Raw genomic sequence first — 17,121 nt, forward strand, 5'->3', positions numbered from 1 at the left:
ACGTCCCATCTCAGTCGCCCTAACCAGGTCGGGATGCGGAATAGTGTGTCAAACCGTTTGAGAATCCCCTTGTTGCGATTCACCCTAAATAGAAACCGCAGTCGATTAAAATTTCTGCGTAATCTCTGGTTCTCGGGTCCCGTGCCAAGCAAGAACCCAGGTGTTGCCCTGGCGAATGTTTTGAACGACATGTGGCCGAAACGCTACCAAACACTGACCATCAGCTCTGCGCACAGAAGGATATAAAAGACCATGGCTACCGGCATTGAGAAGCTCTAAGGCGAGAGCTTGCCCTGCGGGATAACCAGTCTCGGCATCTGGATCTAGCACCAGTCCTGCGTCACATCCATTCACATTATGAAAACGCACGGTGAAGCCAGCAAGTAGTTCACGATAGGCTGTGGTATTCTCGTAGACGCCTGTAGCATCCAGTTCTCTTGTAAGATGCCATGAGACATCGGCATGGGCTGTTGTGACCGCATTATCACCCCAAGCTGCATACCAAGCGCCGCGCTCTGAGCCGTTGAACCTGTTCCCGCCTTCACGTGTGTAACAGAAGGCTGCATTGACATACGCCCAGCCAAAGCCATGAACTTCAGTCAATAATTCGTCTGGATGTATCCCCCCTGGAAGCGGGACAATATCCCCTCGTCTTGTCGAGGTCATGCCCTCAATCTCTTCCAGAAACGCAAGATCGTCGTTGTTGTCGACGAGCGGGAGCATTGCAGATTCGTCGATATATGCAGTCGATATCAGTCGGATTGTTGTCGCTTGTGTAAAGTCTGAGAGAGGGATTTCATTCGCAACGATCACATCCCACCCCGTAAGGCGTCCACATGGCGGCGCACCGACATCATTGCAGGAATTCCCCCCGCGACCATCACCTCTACCGGTGTACGCCCACCAAAACCCGGTCCTGTGTTGACTGTTTTAGGCCAACCGTAGGTCAGAGGACCGTTAAATAGAAGTCGCAACCCCTTGTAGAGTCCTATCAAAAGGCTTGCTCGGGTTACTTTGTCTTGATCCAGGCTCCCCATGAAGGTTTCAGCTTTCATTCGACTCCAGGTCGCTGTCGGCACATCGAACAGAGCCGCCGCTTCATTGTTTGATAGCTGCCACGCTTCTGCTGTACGAACCACAGCCTTTATCACGGCTTCGACTTTCTCTCTCTCACTGAGGGGTGCCAGTGCCGCCTGCTGATCGTTTAGGAGTTGCGCTCTCATTTCTTAAATATCCATATGATGTGAATATTCGTATCATATGGATATTTACATATCAAGAACAAGAGCGGAACATCTGTTCAGTTGTGTTCATGATTCGAATTGTCTGCTTTTGTTCATGTGTGAATATGCTCATAAGTTGGACTCCGCTTCGAATCTATCTAAGACACTGAAATCATTTCCTAAATAAGAAAACATTGTTATTTGACCGGCGTCCAACCGGAACCTTCCTCAGATTCTGGGAAAATTGTAGAATCAAGGAGATAGGGCATTTACCCCTGGGGTTCCTGTTTACAACTTTTCCACCGGAAACAAAGCCATGAGTAACTCGCGAAGGTCTGGAGTCCATATGGATAGATGATTGCAAACCCATCTTTTCCTCACAATCAAATCCACTCGCAATCTGGAAGGCGTTTATGGGTGTCGATGCATACTTGGGGACAATTTTGTGAGCGACACAGCTTTCTGCAGGGTGAAGCATACCTCAAGATAAACTACTTTAAATAAATATAACTGGATCATATTGCACGTATAGCGATGACATGTTCTAATTTGTGGGAAACTGACGTGCTTCACGCCGTCAGCCTTTTATTTGAGAAAACCGTGAATCTAGCCGCGGATAAATAGCAAACAGGCAGTGCTTTATTGCGAGGAATGGAGCCAGTTTTAAGGAGCCGGAAACGCTTCACGGAACATTGGGGAGGGAATTCTTGATCCTGCATTTTTCGATTGGACCCGTGCAGGGTTTCATCGGGCAAGCCCGCCGTACGCGCGATCTGTGGGCGGGGTCTTTTCTTCTATCCTGGTTGAGTGGAGTGGCGATGAAGTCGCTTCTCGACGAGCCCTCTGGAAAGGCAAAGATCGTATTTCCAAAGGTGCACGCTGACCCCTTGTTCCAAGCAATAGATAAGGGAGGCGAAAGCCCGTTATTTGGGTCTCTACCCAATCACTTCAAAGCAGAACATGTTTCTGAAGACATTGATCCCGACGCAGTATGCGCACAGGCAGTTCAACATCGCTGGCGGATGCTGGCGGATAAGGTTTGGTCGAACTTCCTTGAAGAGCCCGTCAAGGCATTAAATCCAGAGGCACAGAAACGCGTACTGGATATCTGGAATCGTCAGATCGGTACAGGAGGCGACCGGCCCTTCTGGGAGATCTCCTGGGTTGCCGGTGAGAAAGACGGCTCCGAGGATCTGGCCTGGCTCGATCGCCGCAAACACTGGCGCTCGCATGTGCCCCCCGCCGAAGGTGGCGAGCGCTGTATGATGATGAGCGACTGGCAGGAACTTTCGGGATATGTCAGGGCACGCAGTGATGAACGCGAAAAGCAAGCCGTCTTTTGGAGCAGCGTTCGCTCTGGAATTACAAAGGTACTGTATCCTAAAGGCTCATCCGATCAAAAATCACTTGAATTGGATGAAGGAGAACGACTGTGTGCACCTGCTCTCGTTAAACGCCTATTTCCTTTACTATCGGCAAACGAACTCGAAAAAATCCTGGGCTGGCGACCGGAAAACTGGGCACGTCATATTGACGAGAGTGCTGAGGGGGGAACCCAGCCCCGTCGGAACTGGCCTTCAACTTCTTACCTTTCTTCGGTCCATTGGGTTGCCAGAGCTGCTGCAATTGATTCCGTGGCCACGGCAGGCCAGTCGTATGCAGATGTTGTAAGGAATGCCAGCGTTGCCTATGCACGTGCTGAGCAGTCCACGGGTATCCAGTGCATCCCAGCCGGCAACGATTTCTGCAGCTTGGATGGCAACCTATATTATGCTGATCAGGTGAAAAACTCACGACGGATGTCTGGCCTCACCGAGGAGCAACAGACGATCGTTGCCAGCGAGTTAGTGCGGGTTCAGGACGCTGTCAAGGAACTCCGCACAGAGGGAAAAACAGATCTGGCAATTGAGCCCGGTGGCCACTACGCCGTCATTCGTACAGATGGGGATCGTGTTGGCAGGTGTTTGCGCGACTCACCCAATCAAACAACCCACGCGCTTGCGGATTTTGGAAAAGCCGCAAAAGATTGCCTGCGTCGACACAATGCCGTCCCGGTTTACGTCGGCGGAGACGATGTGCTGGCGCTTTCTCCTCTCGAAGATGCCTTCGAGGTAATCTCTGATCTGCGTTGTGAGTATAAAAGTGCTTTTGAAGCCAATGGGTTGATGGGAGCCACCTGCTCCGGCACCGTTGTGTTCAGTCATTTTCATGTTCCCCTGCGCTGGGCGCTAGAACGGGGATGGGACCTTCTAAATGAGGTCGCAAAAGAGCAGTGCGGACGTGACAGCGTTGCTGTTGCGTTGCATCGACCCGGCGGTCAAGCGTTCGAGTGGGCCTCAACATGGGACGATGCAAATGGAGATCCAGTGATTTCGGGCATCAGCGGTCTCGTGCGCCATATTCTAACCGAGGCGCCTGAATTCGCGGCCAATTGGTATCAGTCAGCGTTGCTCAGGAACTTTAGCTTCGTTTTTGCGCCAACCGGCACCAGTGTACGCAAACTTCTGGATAGCGAACGAGTTGATCAACTTTTGTCCAATGACGAGTTGAGCGCGATGTTATTAAACCATTTGCGCGATGCAGCTGGGCAGAACGACAAAGACGAAATGCAGAGCAGAGGCACGTCAGACTCAGCGTCCTATGTCATCAGGGAGGCTCTTAGGCTCTCCCAGTCACGCTACAGGGACGCTGATGGAACGATCAACGAGAAAGGTGCCCCCCTTGCCGGCGACGCATTCCAGCTGCTGCGATTTCTCTGCCGTGCGTGGCGGAAGGACCCCCGACAATGAACGGACAGCTTTCTGATTTCCGTAGTTTCCTGGTCGAGGCCCAAGACACACTTTTCTTCCGCGACGGCCGGCCATTTAATCAGGACGATTCTGGTCTTGCTCAAGCGAACAGCCTCTTCCCTCCATTGCCTCCGACAATGGTCGGGGCCTTTCGCGCCACCATCGCCCGACGCCTGGGGTGGCAGAGTGGGGATTGGCGGGACCTCATTGAGCATTGGAAATCTGATCCGGAATTGGCGAAAAAGGCTAGGATGCTCGAAGGACTTGGGCATCAGAATGAATCCCTTGGCCAGCTTCGGTTTCGGGGTCCATTTCTGATTGATCAGACGAACAATTCAACTCTCTTTCCCTGCCCTTTGGCCTTAGCCGCTCGTTTCAGATCGGGTCCACGCGAGAAAACCGATGGTGTATATTCGAATAATATTGTTGAGATGCGGCGTCTGGCACCCACTGTTGCTGCTTACAACCTCCGAAGCGACTTGGGAAATACGACCCGTCTGCCCCAGGTAGACTGCGATGACAAAAGCGAGAACAAGGCAGATTACAAGCCTTTGGAGCGGCGCTGGATTACGCAAAAAGGGTTGAAGTATTTTCTCAATCGGACCAACGAATCCCTGAGACAGCTAAAGCACCACATTATAAATGCCGGCGATCTCTGGTCGATGCAAAGCCGTATGGGGTTGGAAAGAAACCATAGTTCGCGGGCTGCTGAAGAGGGACTGTTGTATCAATCCTCTCAGATTCGCCTGAAAGATCACGTCAGTCTCCTCGAGGGTATCGCCTGGCAGCAAATCTCGGGCGTCCCCGATCTCTTTTCGGAAGTTGAGCTGACTGGACCGATGCCACTGGGCGGAGAGAGTCGTTTGGCCTGGATCAGCCCCTGCGCACACGGCTCGCTGGAATTGAAGGATCTGACTCCAGGTCTGCAATCGGACGGCCCGACACTTCGCTACCTGATCGCGACAGTGACACCCAGCAGTCTGACGGGCGAATGGAACCGGCAAAGCGGGAGTCTTAGTGGCCTGCCGGGAGTGATTGCCGGTGCTTGTGTCCCACGACCAATACAGATCGGTGGCTGGGATTCGCTTTCCGGCGGCCCACTGAACGCTGAACCTTATCTGCCTGCTGGGGCGACGTGGTTCATGGAAGTGGCCCTGGCAGGAAGCAGTGAAGCTGAGTGGAAAGAGGATGCCCGAAGGCATTGCGATGATTTGATTGCCGCCCAGGCACATGGGCTTGGCAAACGCACAGCTTGGGGATTTGGGCAATTCGTCATCGGTAACTGGAAACCTGTAACCGGGCAGCATGAACGTACGGGAGGAGATGAATCTTGAACGAAGCACAGGAGACGAGAGACGAGGAGAAGGCATCCAGTCCGTTCATCGTCGTCGGCATGCTGGCCGAGACCTTCATTCACGCGGGAGTCGGGCAGTCTCAGGGGGCGGTGGATCTTCCTGTCTCGCGAGAAGCGACCACGCGCTATCCCTATATCGCTGGTTCCAGCTTCAAGGGTGCGTTGAGGGACGCTGCAACATCGCAATGGTGTGAAAAGGACTCAGAAGACCCCAGGGTCTCTCGCATGTTCGGCGGCAAGGCTTCTGAAGGCGCGGGTGAGCTGATCATTTCCGACGTTCGTCTTGCACTCTTGCCTGTCCGCAGCTTGAACAGTGCCTATCGCTGGGTAACCTGTCCCGCAATTCTGAACCGTATCCGCCGTGATCATTCCAGGGCGGGTGAGAAATGCTTCCAGGAGGTTCCGAAGGTTAGCCCGGGAGTGGCCATTCTACCAAACGGGAAAGAGGAACATCTTGCGCGTTTGTATCTGGAAGAGCAGGCGTTTGACTTCGTAGAAGACGTCGACTGTGGGGAGATAATTGAAACGCTGGGAACCTTACTCTTCGAAAATTCCGGTGTTGGCGGGTTGAGTGAAAAGCTTGCAATCCTGCATGACGACGACTTTCAATCGTTCGCCGAATACGGCCTTTCGGTGCAGGCACGTAACAAATTGACCGATAAGAAAACCGTCGATAGAGGTGCTCTCTGGTACGAGGAAACACTACCTCCCGATACACTTATGTACTCGCTCATCGGCCGGCGATCTTCGGCTAAAAATGGTGAGGATCCTGTGACGCACTTCCGCAGTCTGGTGAAAGACACGCGAGCGTATCTGCAGATCGGCGGCAATGAGACCGTCGGCCAGGGCTGGTTCAAGCTGACAGTGCCTGGGGTTGAATCGTCATGAACCGTGAAATGATAGCGCAGCAAAGAGCCCGAAAGGCCCTGGAGAGAGCAACCGAGAGGCAGAAAGATGAGGATCTCTGGTCTCAGTATGCTGTGGCAGTTAAGGGCTTCCCGGCGACAATCCTGATGAACGGACTTGGTCAGACATTTGCGTTGGCACTGGCGGGCGGTGGCGAAACTGCTGCAGGTCGTCTGGCCGTGGCCGCAGACGTCTACCGTTGGCTCAGTAGCTGGAAGGACAATCCTATGAGTCTGCCGGTTCACAGTGGAGACAGGCAAGCCGTAATAGAGATGGTCAAGTTACTTACGAACAAAGCGACTCAGCAGGACTACCTCATTCTGCAGGCAGAATCCCTGAACTTCCTCACCCTGTTGAAGACCTTCGCCGCTGGACTCTCCAAGACAAGCGAGTCCACTGAAGAAACGTCAGGCGGGACCAATGATCCATTGGAGAGCGGGGCTCGCCCATGACCAGAAACCTCAGAGGACTTGCACTGCTGCCTTCGGAGACGATACGTGACTTTCCGCCTAATTTTTCTTCAAAGCAAATGCACGCTGGTTTGTATTTTAATAAATACGCGAATGCGTGGCAGTGGGAAAATGAAGCGAAGTCAGACTCTAAATTGTCTTTCAACAAATCCGATTGGCTCAAGAGCTTTGTTTCTCAGTGCAACCCGGTCGGTCATAAGCAAGCGTTAGAGACCTACACACAGCGGATCGAGCATTTGGTTGCTGCACGCGGGGGGATGACGCTGCGATTAAAAACGGTCGAGCGTTTTGTGACTGGTCTCGGTCTGCCGCATCCAGTTGAGAACGGTTTTCTCTGGCATCACAGCCTGGGTGTCCCTTATCTGCCTGGAACCGCAGTCAAGGGGATCCTGAGGGCACAGCTGGAAGCCGACACAGAGTCTCAGATAGATGACGAGACGTTTCTTCGTTTATTCGGCTCGCCTCGCAGGACTGACAGTGCCGCACGTGAGAATGACACAGCGGGTAAAGCGGCAGAGACCGCGACGGCCGAGACCGAAAATGAGAAAGATACTGCCTCTATGCAGCGTGGCGCGTTGCTCTGTTTCGATGCACCGCCAACAATACCGGTGCGTCTGGAACTGGATATCATGACACCGCACTATGGCCCTTATTATCATGCCGGGGATATACCCGGTGACTGGCATTCACCCAATCCGGTGACCTTTTTGACCGTTGCACCGGAAACAGAGTTCATTTTTTCCTTCGCGCCCTACAAATCCACGGGCATCGATATAGAGCTTGAAGAATTGAGCAGGGTTCTCCGAATCGCCCTCGACTACTTTGGCGCAGGTGCCAAGACTGCCGCCGGTTACGGGCGTTTTCTTTAGCTTCTGGTCGCGCTTCGTTTAGCTGAATCACATCTCTCAAGTTAGGCGTGAGCAGACACACCTGATTCAAGGCTCTTTAATTGTCCTCTCCTCTCCAGGCTCTGGGTGGATGCGGAACTGCCTGCACGACCATCCATGGCTATTCCCGAGCTTCCAAAGGAAGCAGATCTTCGGATGGTTCAGTCGACTGAACTTATCACCGTGTCCGTTTTCCGGACGCATTTGTTTCAATTGATCTTCGGATGGTTCAGTCGACTGAACACACCGCCCTGCTGGGGCTAACAAACAGGAGGTTTCAATTGATCTTCTGAATGTTCAGTCGACTGAACACATCCCAATTATTGTTTCACATGATACTTGGAGTTTCAATTGATCTTCTGAATGTTCAGTCGACTGAACAAAGCGTACTTCACGAATACGATGGCGAGCTGCGTTTCAATTGATCTTCTGAATGTTCAGTCGACTGAACACAGACAAGAAGAACCTTCTTCCTTCTGGCGACATGTTTCAATTGATCTTCTGAATGTTCAGTCGACTGAACAGACATTCTATAACATATTGATAATACATAAAAAAGAATTAGACTTTCCACTTTCTATTGAATTTTCCTTCTTCTGAACAAAAGATACCCAGCCTCTATCCAATAAAACGTACATATAATCTTGTGTAAACAATGTGTTGGGGGATTTCCACAGGCCTATTTTTAAAAACTTGGCACGCCGACGCTTACCTGGGCGTCGTAAAACAGGACGCTGTAGTTTTCATTTTCTGACCTTTCCAGCAGGCTCTGTGCTTCACCACGAACGTAGCTCATCAGCACTTTGCGGTTTAGGGTCGCAATTGCCGCGGCGGCACTGACCGTCTTGAGACCGGAGGTGATGTCAACACAGATGCCGTTGTTCTTTTCAAAATTGTCCGGGTGATCGGAACAGAGATTTTCGATCGTCTCTACAAATACCTCGTAAACTTGGTCAAATTCCTCAAAATCAACCGGCGGCATTCGCTTAATCTCTATAGTTGCGTCTTCTACGCCGTTCAAACGCATCCAGTTCTTTATAAAGAGATCGCACAGGGATTTGAAATCATCGAACTGACGATCTGAACCTGGCTGAAGCGTTCCATCGGCCGCTTTCTTGTCTTTCGACGTCACAATGAAGATCGTTGAGAGTTTATGATCCGAGTCCCGCAGCAAGCGATCGACACAGCGCAGGTTCTGCTGCCAGCTGAGCGTGCCAAACTTGTCCCCATTGCGCAGAATATGGGTAAGGTCATCCTCTTCTGCCTCTGTCAGTTGCTGCATAGCCGTAGATAGTTCGTGGTCCAGCACCCTGGCTGGAAGCAGGGACAAGGGCATAATCAGCACGCGGCAGTTCCGCGCATTGGAACCTGTAAGCCTTACAGCTGAGGCAGAAACGAAATCCTGCGCTACGTTGAAGATGCGCCACGCGCCCAGATAACAGACACCACCCAGGAATACGCTGAAGCCCAACGTACTTATCAGATTGATCAAACTATCTGTGTATTTGCCTCGGGCGGTCACGTTGTTCAGGGGAATCGATGAGGGTTTCTCGATTGCTTCATTCAGCAGTTCAGACGGCCCTGCTTCGTTCTTTGTGTCTTCGACAGCGTCAGGGGGAACCTGAAGGTCCTTATTTCCTGAAGTTTGGTTCGAAGAGGTGGCAGAGTCACAATGCAGGCCGGCGATCTGTCCAAATGCCCAGGGCTGACAGATCGATGCATCGTATAGTGCAGTAAGGGCGTTGGGAAGCAGTCCGCCTGACACAATGAGTGCAAGTCCCCAGAATACGAGACTGCGCGCTGCCTGCCTTTTACGCTGTCCCAAGCCGCCTTTCTTGGGCGCGCTGCTCTCAGCCGTCACAGCTGCGGCTCTTTCCTCTGTGCTTCGAAAGTCGGATCTGCGATTTTGGGGCCGGGCTTGCGACCAATGATGGCGAGAACATCCTTTGGGTCAAAATAGCTTTTGCTAGTCTTACCCTCAACTTTGAGCGCATCCATAAAGTCGTGTAACACGGACCAGTCGGGCATGAGGGCGACATTGTTGGACAAGGGGCCTGGCGTTAGGTCTCCCGATATCTCACCGTTTAGACGTCCTGTTTTAGGATCCATCAGATGCCCCGTAAATTGCCCGGTTATCTTAAGGCTTCGCCCTACAAGTTGACCATGAATGTCTCCGAGAATGCGACCGTTACTCCCTAATTTCGGCTTGTCTGCGAACCTGCCCGAAAACTCACCTGATATAGTTTTTCTGATTTTGTCCTGAACTTCTCCCTGGAATTTGCCTGTGATGTTCTTTTGAGCTCCATCAAACGTTCCATCCAATGTTCCGCAAACAGTAAAACAACCCTCCATTTTACTCGAAACCATTGCGCTCATATTGCGGGCAGGAAGGAACTGCGACCCCAGTATAGAGACTACGCCAACATAACGACGATCACCCAGAGGGTGAATATGAATCATCAACGGGCTGGCACGACGGTCCATGGATTTTGTGACTGGGCCCTCGACAGTTACTCTCTTGGTGAGACCCTGTCCAATTGAGCTGAAATAATTGTGCGGCAGACCAAAGACCACTCGTTTAGGAGATCTAGGACCTTCTGTTGGTGCGTTGAGATACACATTGTGAAACCAGTCGTGATCGTCCTGGAAGTTTTCTTCGGACCAGGGTGTGTGCTCTCCCTTTTTCAAGGGCCAGAGTTTCCCAAACTTCCCTGCACTGCGATAGCGGATCATTGCTTCGCCGATTTCATTTAGCACGCCAAGTGCAGATTGCCCGCGTGCCAACACGGCGACACGACTGTCACGGCCAAACGCGGTATAAGGTGGAAGCTCCCTCGTGTTGATTTCGGGAACAAGCGCACGAATTCTCGCTGCATAGTCTTGACAGTTCTCAGGCGCATTCCAGATTAACTCCCCATTTCGAGTGAGGCGCTGAAGTGCTATACTTCCATAACCCCGCCGTGTGCGACTGCCCAGCCCGCCCAACAGGCCCATGAGTTCCACAGCCGCGACGATGCTAGGGTCGATTTTCCGACGTGCAATAATTCGGATGATGAAACTTCTTCCTGGGCGAAGACAGGGTCGGCTTAGTTTGCCTTTGCAGGTTTTTTTGTTCTCCTGTTCAAAAACACCGTAACCGAAATAGTGCGCTCCAGGTCCTATATTTTCCTGGCTGGGCTCTTCCTCGTCGCTGAGAGCTTTTCCTCTTTTGATCACACAACGAGGTTGCGAAACCACACTAAGATGAAACGAGCTCTGCCCGCCGCCGTCCTTGCTTCCGGCCGCGCCGAACAGCTCCGCTTCCTTTTTCCGCAGCTCTTTCAGGTCCGGAAAGTGCTGGTACATCATGGCGCGCCACCAGAAGCGCAGGACGCCTTTGATGCTGGGGGCGCGCAGTTCGGCACTGGTGCTGTTGTCCGCACCGCCCAGGAACATTGGCGTGACGATACGAAACTCCGCTTCCACGCAGTCCATGGCATTACCCTCTGTTTTCCTGATCGCCGATATGTCGTAATCAGTATGACGCAGCCCACAGAGAATGCAAACTGGTGGTTGCGGAAAAAAGACGGGGAGATTATGGCGTATTGCTATCTCTGCACCGCCGGAACCAGCGCAGGACGACATGCCGACGCTCACTACGGCCCTGAATGGATCGAGGCGAACGGCGGTGTTGACCAAGCGGCGCAGCTGCTGCTGGATGGCTTCAGGCATACGGCTATGGACGACCCGCGCGCTTTGACTGGGAGGCTGCCGGCGGAGGTTAACAGTCTGGCGCGGCTGGGGGTGACGGCGCGGGACCGGGTGGTTCTGTTTGCGTCGGACACACCCCAAGGGCAGGCATCCGCGCTTGCGGTGGTGACCTATCTGAGATCTCAACTCGCCGGTCTCGATGCAGTGGCGGTGTCCGTTCCGGGCTTGCAGGTTCAGGATGCTGCGCTCTTTCAGCGCAAGGGGCTTGCCAATTTTTTCCGGCTCGCGCGCGTTGAGATCAATCAGGCCCGGCCAGGTGGCTGCAGTCTTGTCATCACTGGCGGCTTTAAGGCGTTGATCCCCTATGCGGTGTTACTGGCGACGCTTGAGAACCTGACTTGCTACAGTGTGTTCGAGCACTCCGACAGTCTGATCACCCTGCCCCCACTGCCCCTGACCATCGACCGGGAAACGCTGTTGCCTTTCTTGCCGTTACTGCGGGCCATGGCACAAGACGGTTCTGTGCCACTCAAAAAGCTCGAAGCTACAGTACCTGATCCGTTGTTTCGAGATCAGTTGGCGTCTCTCATAGAGATATTTCCAGATGAAAACCGGGTGGGCCTTTCTACATTAGGAATCCTGGTGCTCGACGCTTTGCAATGAAGCTGGGCTGATGTTTTTCTGCACTACTGAATAGTTGTCAGCGCCCCATTCATGATCTTCAGACGGTGTCAGCCAGCTGACATAGTGAAGCTAAATCCCCAGGCAACGTAATTGTGTTTCAATTGATCTTCAGACGGTGTCAGCCAGCTGACACATAAAGAGCTCGTGCTGGAAGCCAAGAAAGTTTCAATTGATCTTCAGACGGTGTCAGCCAGCTGACAAAAGCCGTTCGGGCGTATCTTGAGTATTTACATGTTTCAATTGATCTTCAGACGGTGTCAGCCAGCTGACACACAGCAATCTTCTTAAACTGGGTCACAAGCGTTTCAATTGATCTTCAGACGGTGTCAGCCAGCTGACATTATCCCGCCTCGCGGTTACATTTTCTCTGACTGTTTCAATTGATCTTCAGACGGTGTCAGCCAGCTGACTTAAAGAATGCTTGGAAAAAGGATGCCAATAAGTTTCAATTGATCTTCAGACGGTGTCAGCCAGCTGACTTGGGCCCTTGATGACCAGAGAGGGCACGTTAGGTTTCAATTGATCTTCAGACGGTGTCAGCCAGCTGACAGTCTCACTGTAGCGCATTGATTTAGATGAAGCATCTGGAATATCTTCCACTTACCTATACGATATTTTAATCATGATCCAATACCCTTCTGAATAACGCTTCAAGAATATGTTATTTCTATATATAATACAACATATTAGAGAAAATCCACAGGTATAAAAACAATCGAAGTTGCCGAAAAATCAAATTTATTCAGCGAGATAACGGCGCTAGGTAATCTGGCCGCTGCCTGGCACAAAGTTCGTCTGAATGCCGGAGGACCTGGCGGAGATGGCGTTACCGTCGAGCATTTTAGTCAGGGCACCGAAAAGCGGCTCAAGGCGCTGCACAGGTCTTTGCGTGATGGTACCTATCGCCCAGGTCCAGTCCGGGAACTTAGCATACCTAAAGACGACGGGAGTTTCCGTCCTCTTGCGATTCCCAGCATCGGCGACCGGGTTGCACAGACAGCTGCCGCGAGCGTTCTGGGCCCATTGCTCGATCGTGAGATGGAAGATGCCAGCTTTGCGTATCGGGCAGGTCGTTCCGTGCAGATGGCGGTGTCACGGATCGCGCGTTACCGTCGCGACGGTTACCGCTGGGTGGTGGATGGCGATATCGAACGCTATTTCGAAAACGTACCGCATGATCCTTTACTGGAACGCTTGGGCCGTTCAATCGAGGATCCGCTCCTGCTCGATCTGCTTGCGCTCTGGCTGGAGAGCTTTTCTGAGGGAGGGCGGGGTCTGCCACAGGGCGCACCTTTGTCGCCACTTCTGGCGAACCTTTATCTTGATGACGTTGACGAGGCCATTGAAGGTAAAGGTGTCCGTCTCGTCCGCTTTGCCGACGACTTTCTGCTGATGTGCAAAGGCGAAGAAACGGCGCGCGAAGCGCAGACCCGAATGGCTGGAATTCTCGCTGAGCAGGGTCTGCGTTTGAATCCGGAAAAGACTCGCGTCGTGCCCTTTGAAAAAGGCTTTCGCTTTCTGGGACACCTCTTTGTACGTTCCATGATCATCCAGGAACTGCGAGACGATGATCCAAAAGCACCCATGGCCGTCGGCATCACAGGCAAGGCCATCGACCCGGAATCCGGAACTTCGGGCAGCGATGGCGGTGTTACGGACGGCGGCCAGCGAGCACCGATCCTGCGGGTACTGTATGTCTATGAACGGGGACGTAAGATCGGTTTGCGTAATCAGGCCTTCACAATTGAGGAGGACGACAGGGAATTGCTTGCAATTCCACCGGCACGAATCGACCGGATAGAAATGGGACCTGATGTCGAGATCGAAGCTGCTGCTATGCGACAGGCGCTGGCCCACCGCATTACTGTTGCTCTGGTCGATGGCCGGGGTGCAACGCTTGGTATGATCGCTGCGCCAGTAACAGATCATGCCGCCCTCCATCAGGCGCAGGCCCAGCATATGCTGGACCATGGCCTAAAACTGGATCTTGCCCGCCGCGTCGTGGATGGTCGGATCCGGAATCAGCGGGCGCTGCTGAGGCGGCTTAACAGACGGCGCAAGGATCCCGAGGTGGCATCCGCCGCTGCGGCGATCGGGCGTGTTCTTCGTAAACTGCCGCGGGCCGTGGATGTGCCTGAGCTCTTCGGCTACGAAGGTCAAGCAGCGGCGCTCTACTGGCCCGCTATTGCGCGTACACTCGGCACGCACTGGGGTTTTTCCCGTCGCCGCAGACGGCCGCCACCCGACGCCATCAACCTGATCCTTTCCTTCCTTTCTACTCTGCTTTACCGGGACATCCACGCGCTGGCATGCCGCCACGGCTTGCATCCTGGTTTTGGCACCCTGCATGCTGCCCGGGATGGTCATAATGGCTGCGTGTCCGACTTGATTGAGGAGTTTCGGGCACCTTTGGTTGAGGGTCTGACGGTTACCCTTGCCAACACCCGTGCAATCAAGCTGGAGATGTTTGCAGTTCAGGACGATGGTTCCTGCCGCATCGCGCCGGAGGGGCGAGATGCGATTGTGCGTGGCTACGAAGCGTGGCTGGACCGGCAGGTCAAGAGCCAGCGTACGGGCAAAACGGTCCTGTGGCGCCGGGTGGTGGAGGAACAGGTGATTGCCTACGTTCATCATCTTCGGCAGAAGGGCGACTACCAATCCTACCGAATGGACTACTGAGAGTACGATGCCGAGACCAGAAAATCTGATGGTGTTCTGTTACGATGTGGTTTCGAACCGGCAGCGCCGGAAGGTTTCTAGGGTGCTGGAAGCCGAATGCGTTCGTGTACAGAGGAGCGTTTTTGAAGCAATGTTGACCGATCGGGCTGCCAGGAAGTTGGCACACAAAGCTGCGCAGTACCTCGATTCTGGGGATAGCCTGCGCGTTTACAGTATCGGGGCACGGGGGCGCGAACGCTGCCTCGCCTTCGGGCCGCTTCCCTTGCCCGAAAAGCAGCCGTTTTATTTACTCTAGGCATGGCCGGCGTAACGAAGACCTCACCGAGAGATGCTGACCCGCGCAAGAGAGTCCGGCAGGCAGTAGAGCATGTTTCTCTCCCTGATCTTCCCGGCGTGTGGCAACAAACGGTTATCTCCATCCTTTGCAGCAGACCGAAAGGATTGGAAGACAGCCCTGCTTTGCCAGGCCGGATCCGTGGTGCCTGGGGACATCAAATGCTGCAGATAGCGTCGGAGGAGGCTCGCGACGGACAGCCCTGTCTACGGCTCCCACCTTGTGCGCTGGACATCTTTTTCCGTTCGCAGGGAAGAATGACCGCGGATCTGCCAATCCCCCCGCCGTTTGTCATTGATGTTGATTTCGCCGCGACAACTCTCATCGTGAATCTGCGCATTTTCGGTTTGGCGCAACCCTGGGCCAAAGAGGCAGCCAGCACGCTGCAGGCGGCATTAATGAGAGGGGTTTCGGGCAAGGTGACGGAGCCGGGGCTGGAGATCCTTGCCTGCGACATTGCGCGTCAGTCGGGTGAACACGTTGCACCTGATGCGACCGCAGCAACCCTCAGATTTCAGACGCCTGTGGCATTGATCCGAAACGGGCGCCTGCTGGAAGATTTCAGCGGTCTTATGTCTGCACTTGGAAATCGCATATCAGGCATCGCACGATGGCACGGCCTGCGGATAGACGCTGACTGGTCTGATGTGAAAGCTGCGTCTCGAAACCTCGCTTTTGATGGCTCCAGACTGGAACGTGTTCAATGGACGCGCGGCTCGAAACGACAGGGTGGACGTGTGCTGATCATGGAAGGCTGGCTTGGCCCACTGGAAATTTCGGGTGATTTGAAACCGTTCTTGCAGCTGCTTGTACTCGGTGAGGTCTGTCACGTCGGAAGTCATGCGGCTTTGGGTCTGGGGCGGTACGGCCTGTCTTTGCGAGACCAATGAAAGGTCTGTAGCTGCGATCTGGTAAACTCTCTCGGTCGGCTGCATCTGTCGTATGTGGCCCAGATCGCATAACTTTTCTGAGGCTATCATAGCCAGAGAAAGACGCATTGGCTGCGATAATATTAAAAAGCAAAACGCACCGAGCGAATGATACGCACAAGATTAAATATCGAAACACTTAAAGCGTCTCAGTTCTCGATCTCCAATCGGTTTGCTTCGGTGATAAGATCTGCTTCGCTCTTTATATGACGCCCACTGACACGCTTTAACTTCAACCTGCCGGCGGTGTTCAGGCCCTGTGGCCACGACCGGCGCGTCCAGTACTCGCCTTCCAGAACAGCGGTATCTCCGACTCTGGCTTCAAGTACTGCTGCTCCCGTATTAGAGCTTTCATCTGTGGCCTTTGGTTGAGGTGTTTTTTGATCGTACATGTAAGACAATCCGAAACTGCGCCCGCCAACGTTTCGGGTTGGTTTGACGTCCGCCGCCCAGGCTTCGCCATTGACCGCTTTGGTTCTCGACTTAATTTTGATGCCAAACCAATGCGCTTTTATCTCAAATGCAATGACACTTTTTTCCAATGCCAAAGCATCTAAATCTTCCTGGGTTGCGGCATTACCTGACAATGTAGATTTGCGCATCCTGTCGATAATAGACCAGTTCGACTCTGTTGTTCCAAGCCAGACGCCGTTTAGATCAGGAAACACCCATTCATTTAGCATTGGGAAACAACGCCAAAGAATTCGCCAGGGCGCATAATAAGATGAAACTCCAAAGCTCATTACGGCAAGAAATCCAAAGCCTATCGCCAGATTGCGAGCCCAAAGGAGCACGGACCCAAGTTCTCCTTCACCGATCGAAAAAACAACAACCAGAACGGCCCCATAGGACATCGCGGCATAAACCAGAACTGAAAACTTAAGAAACGCGAGTATCACTGACTATGCCCTCTTTCGGCAGTCGACGCTGGCATCATGAGATGCCTGTTTTGAGTTGATTAAATACTTCAATAATAACGCGACGCTGTGAATGATTACAATTCACTAGCTAGAGTTTTTGAGGATTTTAATGGGAGTGGTCATCCTTCCCATTGAATCGTTTATTCTACCAGGCATCAGGCCTCCACGATATGCACGTAGCTACAGCCAATAGAGTTTGTATGTCTATGTATTGATAGACATAACGAATAAAAATGTATATTAATATATTGACGAA

Annotated in this window: 14 protein-coding genes and 2 CRISPR repeat arrays; of the genes, 9 read left to right on the forward strand and 5 right to left on the reverse strand. The window is 52.8% G+C overall.

Annotation, left to right across the window (positions count from 1 at the left end; all coding sequences use genetic code 11):
• Positions 1-105 precede the first annotated feature (105 nt).
• Positions 106-813, reverse strand: a complete 708-nt coding sequence (locus tag QMZ18_RS33575) for an RES family NAD+ phosphorylase (RefSeq protein ID WP_282610823.1) — start codon at positions 811-813, stop codon at positions 106-108.
• Positions 810-1,223: an antitoxin Xre-like helix-turn-helix domain-containing protein gene (locus tag QMZ18_RS33580; protein WP_282610824.1), complete on the reverse strand. Its 414-nt coding sequence runs from the start codon at positions 1,221-1,223 to the stop codon at positions 810-812. Before QMZ18_RS33580 ends, QMZ18_RS33575 begins: the two co-directional genes overlap by 4 nt.
• Before the next feature lie 707 nt (positions 1,224-1,930).
• On the opposite strand from QMZ18_RS33580, the gene QMZ18_RS33585 reads away from it, so the two are divergent.
• The 5 genes from QMZ18_RS33585 to cmr6 are packed head-to-tail and all read left to right on the forward strand — an operon-like array spanning position 1,931 to position 7,611.
• Complete coding sequence (locus QMZ18_RS33585; protein WP_282610825.1) at positions 1,931-4,012, forward strand: type III-B CRISPR-associated protein Cas10/Cmr2; 2,082 nt, start codon at positions 1,931-1,933, stop codon at positions 4,010-4,012.
• Entirely contained in the window at positions 4,009-5,346 is a 1,338-nt protein-coding gene (locus tag QMZ18_RS33590; protein ID WP_282610826.1) for a type III-B CRISPR module-associated Cmr3 family protein, read from the forward strand. Before QMZ18_RS33585 ends, QMZ18_RS33590 begins: the two co-directional genes overlap by 4 nt.
• On the forward strand, positions 5,343-6,254 hold the full coding sequence (gene cmr4, locus QMZ18_RS33595) for a type III-B CRISPR module RAMP protein Cmr4 (RefSeq protein ID WP_282610827.1): 912 nt from the start codon (positions 5,343-5,345) through the stop codon (positions 6,252-6,254). Before QMZ18_RS33590 ends, cmr4 begins: the two co-directional genes overlap by 4 nt.
• Positions 6,251-6,724 (forward strand): type III-B CRISPR module-associated protein Cmr5, encoded by a 474-nt coding sequence (locus QMZ18_RS33600; RefSeq protein WP_282610828.1) that lies wholly within the window; start codon positions 6,251-6,253, stop codon positions 6,722-6,724. The genes cmr4 and QMZ18_RS33600 overlap by 4 nt, the downstream gene beginning before the upstream one ends.
• The gene (gene cmr6, locus QMZ18_RS33605) at positions 6,721-7,611 is read left to right on the forward strand and encodes a type III-B CRISPR module RAMP protein Cmr6 (protein WP_282610829.1); all 891 of its coding nucleotides are present in this window, start codon (positions 6,721-6,723) and stop codon (positions 7,609-7,611) included. Before QMZ18_RS33600 ends, cmr6 begins: the two co-directional genes overlap by 4 nt.
• Positions 7,612-7,767: 156 nt before the next feature.
• Positions 7,768-8,153: a CRISPR direct-repeat array (repeat unit 38 nt; unit sequence GTTTCAATTGATCTTCTGAATGTTCAGTCGACTGAACA).
• 161 nt (positions 8,154-8,314) lie between these two features.
• Here the strand turns inward: cmr6 and QMZ18_RS33610 are convergent.
• On the reverse strand, positions 8,315-9,100 hold the full coding sequence (locus tag QMZ18_RS33610; RefSeq protein ID WP_282610830.1) for a hypothetical protein: 786 nt from the start codon (positions 9,098-9,100) through the stop codon (positions 8,315-8,317).
• Between the two features lie 386 nt (positions 9,101-9,486).
• Complete coding sequence (gene cmr1 / locus QMZ18_RS33615) at positions 9,487-11,103, reverse strand: type III-B CRISPR module RAMP protein Cmr1 (RefSeq protein ID WP_282610831.1); 1,617 nt, start codon at positions 11,101-11,103, stop codon at positions 9,487-9,489.
• 45 nt (positions 11,104-11,148) lie between these two features.
• Between cmr1 and QMZ18_RS33620 the strand changes: the two genes are divergently transcribed.
• The 4 genes from QMZ18_RS33620 (at position 11,149) to cas6 (ending at position 15,906) form a co-directional block, all read left to right on the forward strand.
• Positions 11,149-11,982: a putative CRISPR-associated protein gene (locus QMZ18_RS33620; protein ID WP_282610832.1), complete on the forward strand. Its 834-nt coding sequence runs from the start codon at positions 11,149-11,151 to the stop codon at positions 11,980-11,982.
• 44 nt (positions 11,983-12,026) lie between these two features.
• Positions 12,027-12,553: a CRISPR direct-repeat array (repeat unit 37 nt; unit sequence GTTTCAATTGATCTTCAGACGGTGTCAGCCAGCTGAC).
• Between the two features lie 335 nt (positions 12,554-12,888).
• Complete coding sequence (gene cas1 / locus QMZ18_RS33625) at positions 12,889-14,682, forward strand: CRISPR-associated endonuclease Cas1 (protein WP_282610833.1); 1,794 nt, start codon at positions 12,889-12,891, stop codon at positions 14,680-14,682.
• Between the two features lie 28 nt (positions 14,683-14,710).
• Positions 14,711-14,977, forward strand: coding sequence for a CRISPR-associated endonuclease Cas2 (gene cas2 / locus QMZ18_RS33630; protein WP_282610892.1), 267 nt, complete (start codon positions 14,711-14,713; stop codon positions 14,975-14,977).
• 296 nt (positions 14,978-15,273) lie between these two features.
• Positions 15,274-15,906, forward strand: a complete 633-nt coding sequence (gene cas6, locus QMZ18_RS33635; RefSeq protein WP_282610834.1) for a CRISPR system precrRNA processing endoribonuclease RAMP protein Cas6 — start codon at positions 15,274-15,276, stop codon at positions 15,904-15,906.
• Positions 15,907-16,094: 188 nt separating this feature from the next.
• Here the strand turns inward: cas6 and QMZ18_RS33640 are convergent, their stop codons facing one another.
• Positions 16,095-16,844 carry a hypothetical protein gene (locus QMZ18_RS33640; RefSeq protein ID WP_282610835.1) on the reverse strand — a complete coding sequence of 250 codons (750 nt, stop codon included), beginning with the start codon at positions 16,842-16,844 and terminating at the stop codon, positions 16,095-16,097.
• Positions 16,845-17,121: the final 277 nt, after the last annotated feature.

The organism is Pelagibius sp. Alg239-R121, assembly GCF_947331435.1.
Classification (GTDB): Bacteria; Pseudomonadota; Alphaproteobacteria; order Kiloniellales; family Kiloniellaceae; genus Denitrobaculum.

Bases quoted from the DNA above. Each gene is read 5' to 3' on its own strand.
- cmr6 (WP_282610829.1), top strand. From the start codon at position 6,721: ATGACCAGAAACCTCAGAGGACTTGCACTGCTGCCTTCGGAGACGATA.
- cas2 (WP_282610892.1), top strand. From the start codon at position 14,711: ATGGTGTTCTGTTACGATGTGGTTTCGAACCGGCAGCGCCGGAAGGTT.
- QMZ18_RS33580 (WP_282610824.1), bottom strand. From the start codon at position 1,223: ATGAGAGCGCAACTCCTAAACGATCAGCAGGCGGCACTGGCACCCCTC.
- cmr1 (WP_282610831.1), bottom strand. From the start codon at position 11,103: ATGGACTGCGTGGAAGCGGAGTTTCGTATCGTCACGCCAATGTTCCTG.
- QMZ18_RS33620 (WP_282610832.1), top strand. From the start codon at position 11,149: ATGACGCAGCCCACAGAGAATGCAAACTGGTGGTTGCGGAAAAAAGAC.
- QMZ18_RS33590 (WP_282610826.1), top strand. From the start codon at position 4,009: ATGAACGGACAGCTTTCTGATTTCCGTAGTTTCCTGGTCGAGGCCCAA.
- cas6 (WP_282610834.1), top strand. From the start codon at position 15,274: ATGACCGCGGATCTGCCAATCCCCCCGCCGTTTGTCATTGATGTTGAT.
- QMZ18_RS33600 (WP_282610828.1), top strand. From the start codon at position 6,251: ATGAACCGTGAAATGATAGCGCAGCAAAGAGCCCGAAAGGCCCTGGAG.